Source organism: Nocardioides sp. P4_G4, from assembly GCF_056401085.1.
Window position 1 is genome coordinate 25,543 of record NZ_JBFUKA010000054.1, and the last position, 6,777, is coordinate 32,319.

6 protein-coding genes are annotated in these 6,777 nt (G+C 74.6%); 3 read left to right on the plus strand and 3 right to left on the minus strand.

Annotated features, from left to right (window positions below; translation table 11 throughout):
• Window positions 1-8: 8 nt before the first annotated feature.
• Entirely contained in the window at window positions 9-1,373 is a 1,365-nt protein-coding gene (locus AC1DQF_RS13805; protein WP_477525792.1) for a GH1 family beta-glucosidase, read from the minus strand.
• A 17-nt stretch (window positions 1,374-1,390) separates the two neighbouring features.
• On the opposite strand from AC1DQF_RS13805, the gene AC1DQF_RS13810 reads away from it, so the two are divergent.
• Window positions 1,391-2,080, plus strand: a complete 690-nt coding sequence (locus tag AC1DQF_RS13810; protein WP_477525793.1) for a pirin family protein — start codon at window positions 1,391-1,393, stop codon at window positions 2,078-2,080.
• Between the two features lie 71 nt (window positions 2,081-2,151).
• Here AC1DQF_RS13810 and AC1DQF_RS13815 read toward each other — a convergent pair whose 3' ends face one another.
• Both AC1DQF_RS13815 and AC1DQF_RS13820 read right to left on the minus strand, forming a co-directional pair.
• On the minus strand, window positions 2,152-3,057 hold the full coding sequence (locus tag AC1DQF_RS13815) for a diacylglycerol/lipid kinase family protein (RefSeq protein ID WP_477525794.1): 906 nt from the start codon (window positions 3,055-3,057) through the stop codon (window positions 2,152-2,154).
• Window positions 3,054-4,631 carry an FAD-binding oxidoreductase gene (locus AC1DQF_RS13820; RefSeq protein WP_477525795.1) on the minus strand — a complete coding sequence of 526 codons (1,578 nt, stop codon included), beginning with the start codon at window positions 4,629-4,631 and terminating at the stop codon, window positions 3,054-3,056. Before AC1DQF_RS13820 ends, AC1DQF_RS13815 begins: the two co-directional genes overlap by 4 nt.
• Before the next feature lie 17 nt (window positions 4,632-4,648).
• On the opposite strand from AC1DQF_RS13820, the gene AC1DQF_RS13825 reads away from it, so the two are divergent.
• On the plus strand, window positions 4,649-5,230 hold the full coding sequence (locus AC1DQF_RS13825; RefSeq protein ID WP_477525796.1) for a TetR/AcrR family transcriptional regulator: 582 nt from the start codon (window positions 4,649-4,651) through the stop codon (window positions 5,228-5,230).
• Window positions 5,231-5,237: 7 nt separating this feature from the next.
• A complete protein-coding gene (locus tag AC1DQF_RS13830) occupies window positions 5,238-6,776 on the plus strand; it encodes a glycerol-3-phosphate dehydrogenase/oxidase (protein WP_477525797.1) in 1,539 nt (512 codons plus the stop codon).
• Window position 6,777: the final 1 nt, after the last annotated feature.

The window sequence follows — 6,777 nt, forward strand, 5'->3', positions numbered from 1 at the left end:
GTCGAACCCTATAGGGGAGCGGGCCCGCTCCCGGGCTGGGCGGCGATCAGGTCGGCGTACCACTGGAAGGAGCGCTTGGGCGTGCGCGCGAGGGTGTCGTAGTCGACGTGCACCAGGCCGAAGCGCTGGGACAGGCCCTCGGCCCACTCGAAGTTGTCCAGCAGCGACCAGCAGTAGTAGCCACGGACGTCGACGCCACGCTCGATCGCCTCGGCGACGGCGGTCAGGTGGGCGTGCAGGTAGTCGATGCGGGGTTGGTCGTCGACGACGCCGTCCGCGTCGGGACCCATGTTGTAGGCGCACCCGGACTCGGTGATCATGATCGGTGGCAGCGCGGCGCGGTAGCGGGCGCGGAAGATGATCAGCCACTCCCGCAGCGCGTCCGGCACGACCGGCCAGCCGAGGTCCGTGGTCGGGTGGCCGACGACGTCGCGCAGCTCGAAGGGCAGGTCCGCGTCCTCGGGGGCCGCGGCGATCTTCATCGGGTTGTAGTAGTTGACGCCGTAGAAGTCGAGCGGCTGCCGGATGGTGGCCATGTCGCCCGGCTCGGCCAGCCCGTCGAGGAGCGGCGCCAGGTCCACCGGGTAGCGCCCGAGCAGCATCGGCTCCAGGAACATCCCGTTCCACAGCCCGTCGTAGATCTTGCTGGCGCCCACGTCGGCGTCGTCGTCGGAGGCCGGCCACACGGGCGCGTGGTTGTTGGCGCAGCCGATGCTCTGCGCCCCCTGCCTGCGCAGCTCGATGGCGGCGCGGCCGTGCCCGAGCAGCATGTGGTGCGAGGCCCACAGGGAGTCGAACATCAGGGTCCGACCGGGCGCATGGATGCCCAGGCCGTAGCCGAGCAGGGAGGCGACGTTGGGCTCGTTGACCGGGATCCAGTGCTCGACCCGGTCGACGAAGCGCTCGCCGACCACGGCGGCGTACTCGGCGAAGCGGTCGACGGTCTCGCGGTTGAGCCAGCCGCCCTCGTCCTCGAGGGCCTGCGGGAGGTCCCAGTGGTAGAGCGTGACCATGGGCTTGATGCCGTGGGCGACGAGGCAGTCGAGCAGGCGGTCGTAGAACGCGAGCCCCGCCTCGTTGACCGTGCGCCCGTCGGGCATGATCCGCGACCACGAGAGCGAGAGCCGGTAGCCGGGGGCGCCGAGCGCCTCCATCAGCGCGACGTCCTCCTCGAACCGGTGGTAGTGGTCGCAGGCGACCGCGCCGGTCGAGCCGTCGGAGACGCGACCGGGCTCGGCGGTGAAGGTGTCCCAGATGCTGGGTCCGCGGCCGTCCTCGGAGGCCGCACCCTCGATCTGGTAGGCGGCCGTGCTGGTCCCGAACCGAAAACCCGGGGGCAGGAGGGGGAAGGACCCGGGCGGATCACTCGTCACACTGTGAAGATATCGGCATGGGAGTCGCGGTGTACGCCGGATGGTCGAGGTTCTCCACGCACGAGGCGGACCGTGTGACCCGGCACTCGTTCTCGTTCGGTCCGCACTACGACCCGGCCCACCTCGGCTTCGGTCCGCTGGTCTGTCACAACGACGACCTCCTCCAGCCCGGTGGCGGCTACCCCGACCACCCCCACCGCGACCTGGAGATCGTCACCTGGGTGCTGTCCGGGGTGCTGCTGCACACCGACTCGGCGGGCCACACCTCGCCGATCGGCCCCGGCTCGGTGCAGGCCATGAGCGCGGGCTCCGGCATCCGGCACGCGGAGGTGGCCGACCCGGCGTCGGGTCCGACGCGCTTCGTGCAGTCGTGGGTGCGCCCCGACGAGCCCGGTGGCGCGCCGGTGCACCACGAGCGGGCCGTCGACCTCGAGGGCGGCGGGCTGGTGCCGGTCGCGGGCTCGGGCGGGCTGCCGATCCGTACGGCGGGCGCGACGCTCGGCGTCGCCCGTCTCGCGCCCGGTGAGTCCATCGCCCTCCCCGACTCCCCACTGCTGCACGTCTTCGCCGCGACCGGGGCGGTCGAGCTCGGAGAGGGTGACGCGGCCCGGCTCACCGAGGGGGACGCGGCGCGGCTCACCGACCCGGGCGGTCGGGTCGTCACCGCGATCGACCACACCGACCTGCTCGTCTGGTCCTTCCGCTGACCGGGCGCGTTCGTGCACTTCAGACGTGCCGAGCGGGCACTTCCTGACACCTCAGCCGTGCCATCTCGCGGTCAGGCGATGACGGTGAGCGCTCCGGGCAGTACGGCGACCTCGGCGGGCGGCGAGCCGAGCGTGGGCAGCACGCCGAGCGGTTCGCCGTCGCCCCCGACCGGCACGGCCACCCGGGCGTCGGCGGAGAGCTCGACGCGGGCGCCCGTCAGGACCGTGACCTCGGGCAGGTCGACGTGGCGGCCGGCGTACACCTTGGGGAGCGACCGGATCAGCGCCCGCTTGGAGGCCGCCTCGACCACCACCACATCGAGCAGGCCGTCCTCGAGGCGCGCGGCCGGCGCGATCGCCATCCCCTTGCCGTAGAAGCGCGAGTTGGCGACGACGACGGTCGCGGCGTCGTACTCACCGACCACGCCGTCGACGACGACCCGGCACCGCGCCGGACGGTACGACGCGAGGGCGCGCACGGCCGCGCAGGGGTACTGCACCGGTCCGGGCAGCCCGCGGAGCCGGTCCACGAGCTCAGCGGCCCGGGCGTCGACCCCGGCGTACACCGAGCCGGCCACCACCCGCGAGCAGCCGTCGACCGACCACGAGACCAGGTCCACGCGACGCGTCACGCCGGCCAGCAGGAGGTCGGCCTGCGCCCTCGGGTCGTCGGACAGGCCGAGCATCCGCGCGAAGTCGTTGCCCCGACCTGCCGGCACGATCCCGAGCGTCCCACCGAGCCGCGCCACCTCGCCGGCCAGCGACGACAGCATGCCGTCGCCCCCGACCGACACCACGACGTCGCCGCGCGCGACGGCCGCGGCCACGAGGTCGCGGGTGGCCCGCGGCCCCGGCGAGTAGGTCACCTCGACGGTCGCGCCCGCGTCCCGGAGACGCCGCGCGACCGGCACGACCGCGCCGGGCGCCGCCCCGCCGCCGGAGGCCGGGTTGACCAGGAAGGAGAAGGACGGACTCACGGGATGAGCACCCCGGGGTTGAGCACGCCGGTGGGGTCGAGCGACTCCTTGACCGCGCGCAGCACCTGGACCCCGACCGGCCCGATCTCCCGCGCCAGCCAGGGCTTGTGGTCGGTGCCGACCGCGTGGTGGTGGGTGATCGTCGCGCCGGCAGCGATCATGGCGTCGCTGGCCGCGGCCTTGGCCGCCGCCCACTGGGCGAGCGGGTCCTCGCCCTGGCGGACGGCGACGGTGAAGTAGAGCGAGCAGCCCGTCTCGTAGACGTGCGACACGTGGCACAGCACCAGGGCACCGTCCCCGAGGGTGCCGACGAGCGCGGCCCTGACCGCGTCATAGAGCCGTTGCCGGTTCGACCAGAAGGTGGCCGTCTCCAGCGTCTCGACCAGCACGCCGACGTCGAGCAGCGAGTCCCGCAGGTACGGCGCGTGGAAGCGGCCCTGCACCCACGCCCGACCCGGCTCCTCCCCGAGGTCGGTCCCGCCCAGCCCGGTGAGCACCGCGGCGACGGCGGTGCGCGTGGCGGCGACCGCCTCCGGCTCGCCCTCGTGGCCCACGACCATCAGGCAGCCCGCGTCGCCGCCGGCCCCGATCGCGCCGGGGTCGGCCAGGTTGATCGCGGTCTCGGTCTCGTCGGAGAGCCGGACGACGGTCGGCAGCAGCCCCGCCTGCGCGAGGGTGCGCATCGCGTCCGCCCCGGCGGTGAAGGACGGCCAGCGCCAGCCGTCGTACACCTTCGTGGCAGGGAGTCGGCGCACCCGGACGGTGACCGACGTGATCACCCCGAGGGTCCCCTCGGAGCCCAGCACGAGCTGGCGCAGGTCCGGCCCGGCGGCGTTGGCGGGGGCGGAGCCAAGCGTGAGCACGCCCGACGGCGTCACGACGGTCAGGCCGACCACGAGCGCGTCGAAGCGGCCGTAGCCCGCGCTGGACTGGCCGCTGGACCGGGTCGCGGCGAAGCCCCCGATCGAGGCGTGCTCGAACGACTGCGGATAGTGCCCGAGCGTCAGCCCGTGCGCCGCGAGCAACGCCTCGGCCTGCGGTCCGCGCAGTCCCGGCTCGAGGGTCGCGGTCATCGACTCGGCGTCCACCGCGACCAGCCGGTCGAGGCGCACCAGGTCGAGGCTGACCACCCCGGCGAAGCCCTCCCGGCGCGCGACCAGACCTCCGGTGACCGACGTGCCTCCCCCGAACGGCACCACCGCGAGGTGGTGCTCGACGGCCAGGGCCAGCAGGGCCTCGACCTCGACGCCATCGGCCGGACGTACGACGACGTCGGGGGCGTCGGTGAGGTCCCCGGCCCGGGCCCGCAGCAGGTCGGGCGTCGACTTGCCGCGGGTGCGCAGCGCGCGGGTCGCCGGGTCGGTGAGGACGTGCTCGGCGCCGACGACCGCGCGCAACCCGTCGAGGACGAGCCGGTCGAGGGGCGCACCCGCGAGCGAGGATGCCCCGTCCCACTCGACGGAGGCATCGGTCAGCGGCCCGAAGGCCAGCTCGACGAGGCCGCGGGCCGACTCGGGGAGGGGGGCGGCGGCCGCCGGGTCTCCCCAGCGCTGGGGGTGCATCTCGGGCGTCATGAGTTACACTGTGACACATGTCGTCACTTCGTCACAACGGTTCGGGAACGCCCACCGGCCCGCAGGACGCGTACCTCGACGCCGCCCGGGCGTGCATCCTCGACGTCGGCTGGCGGCGTACGACGCTGACCGAGGTCGCCCGTCGCGCCGGCGTCTCCCGGATGACGATCTACCGGACCTGGCCCGACATGCCCCAGCTGCTCGGCGACCTGATGACCCGCGAGTGGGCCGGGATCGTCGCGGCGAGCGACCCGGCGCTCGACATCGCCGACCGGATCCTCGGGACCGTCCACGCCCTGCGCGACAACGAGCTCTTCGTGCGCATCGTCGAGCTCGACCCCGAGCTGCTCCTGCCCTATCTCCTGCACCGGCGCGGCCGCTCCCAGGACCTGATCCTCGCGCTGATCGAGGACGCGGTCCGCACGGGCCAGGCGGACGGCACCATCCGTGCCGGGCACCCGACGGTGATCGCCCGCTCGCTGGTGCTGGCGGCGCACGGCTTCGTGCTCAGCGGGCACACCATGGTCGACGACGACGTGAGCGAGGAGGACCTCTACGCCGAGGCGCGCATCGTCATCGCCCGGGTGCTGGCGCCGTGAGTCCGCGATGACCCGCATCCGCGCCGGTCTGGACGACCTCCCCGAGCACGTCGACCTCGTCGTCGTGGGACTCGGGATCACCGGCACCGGCGTCGCCCTGGACGCGGCCACCCGCGGCCTCACCGTGCTGGCCCTCGACGCCCATGACCTCGCCTTCGGTACGTCGCGCTGGTCCTCCAAGCTCGTCCACGGCGGCCTGCGCTACCTCGCCCACGGCCAGGTCGGCGTGGCCCACGAGAGTGCGGTCGAGCGCGGCGTCCTCATGGAGGTCACCGCCCCCCACCTCACCCGGCCGCTGCCGATGCTGGTGCCCCTGATGTCGAGCGTCTCGCGCCGCCAGGCCGGGCTCACCCGGCTCGGGCTGCGCGCCGGCGACGCGCTGCGGATCTCGGCCCACACCGACGCCGCGACCCTCCCCGCCCCGCGCCGGGTCTCGGCCACCGAGGCACTGCGGATGGCGCCCGCCCTGCGCCGCGACGGGCTGCGCGGCGGCCTCCTGTCCTGGGACGGCCAGCTCGAGGACGACGCCCGGCTCGTGACCACGATCGCGCGCACCGCGGCGTCGTACGGCGCCCACGTCCGCACCCGCGTCCGCGTCACCGCCGCCACCGGCACCCGCGTCGACCTGCGCGACGAGTGCACGCGCGCCCTCCGCACCGTCACCGCCGGCGCGGTCGTCAACGCGACCGGCGTCTGGGCCGGCGAGCTGGCCACCGAGCTGACCCTGCGGCCCAGCCGCGGCACCCACCTGGTCCTGCGCGCCGAGACGCTGCCCGGCCTCTCCGTCGCGATCACCGCCCCGATCCCGGGGGAGACCAGCCGCTTCGTGCTGGTCCTCCCCCAGCCCGACGGCACCGTCTACGTCGGCCTCACCGACGAGCCCGTCGAGGGGCCTGTGCCCGACGTGCCGGAGCCGAGCGAGGCCGAGATCGGCTTCCTGCTCGACGTGGTGKGGGCCGCGTTCGCCCGGCCGCTGCGCCGCGACGACGTGGTGGGCGCCTTCGCCGGCCTCCGCCCCCTGCTCGACGCCGGCGCCGGCCGCACCTCCGACCTGTCCCGCGAGCACGCCGTGCTGACCGGGCCCACGGGCCTGGTGACGGTCGTCGGCGGCAAGCTCACGACGTACCGCCGGATGGCCCAGGACGCCGTCGACGCGGCCGTCGCCCACGCCGGCCTGAGCGCCGATCCCTGTGTCACCGCGACCACGCCTCTCCTCGGCGCCGCGCCGCGCGACGAGCTCGCGCGGCTCGAGCTACCGCCCCGGTTGGTACGTCGCTACGGCACCGACGCCGCACTGGTCCTGGAGACCGCGCGGCGGACCGGACTGGACGACGCCGAGCTGCTGGCGCCCGCCTCGGACCGGGTGCCGGTCACCCTGGCCGAGCTGGTGTTCGGGGTGACCCACGAGGGCGCGGTGGACGTCGACGACCTGCTGGAGCGGCGTACCCGGGTCGGGCTCGTCCCCGCCGACCGCGAGGTCGTCGAGCCCCTGGCCCGGCGCGCGCTGGAGCTCGCCGGCCGGCTGGCGGCGTCCCTGCCCGGGTAGT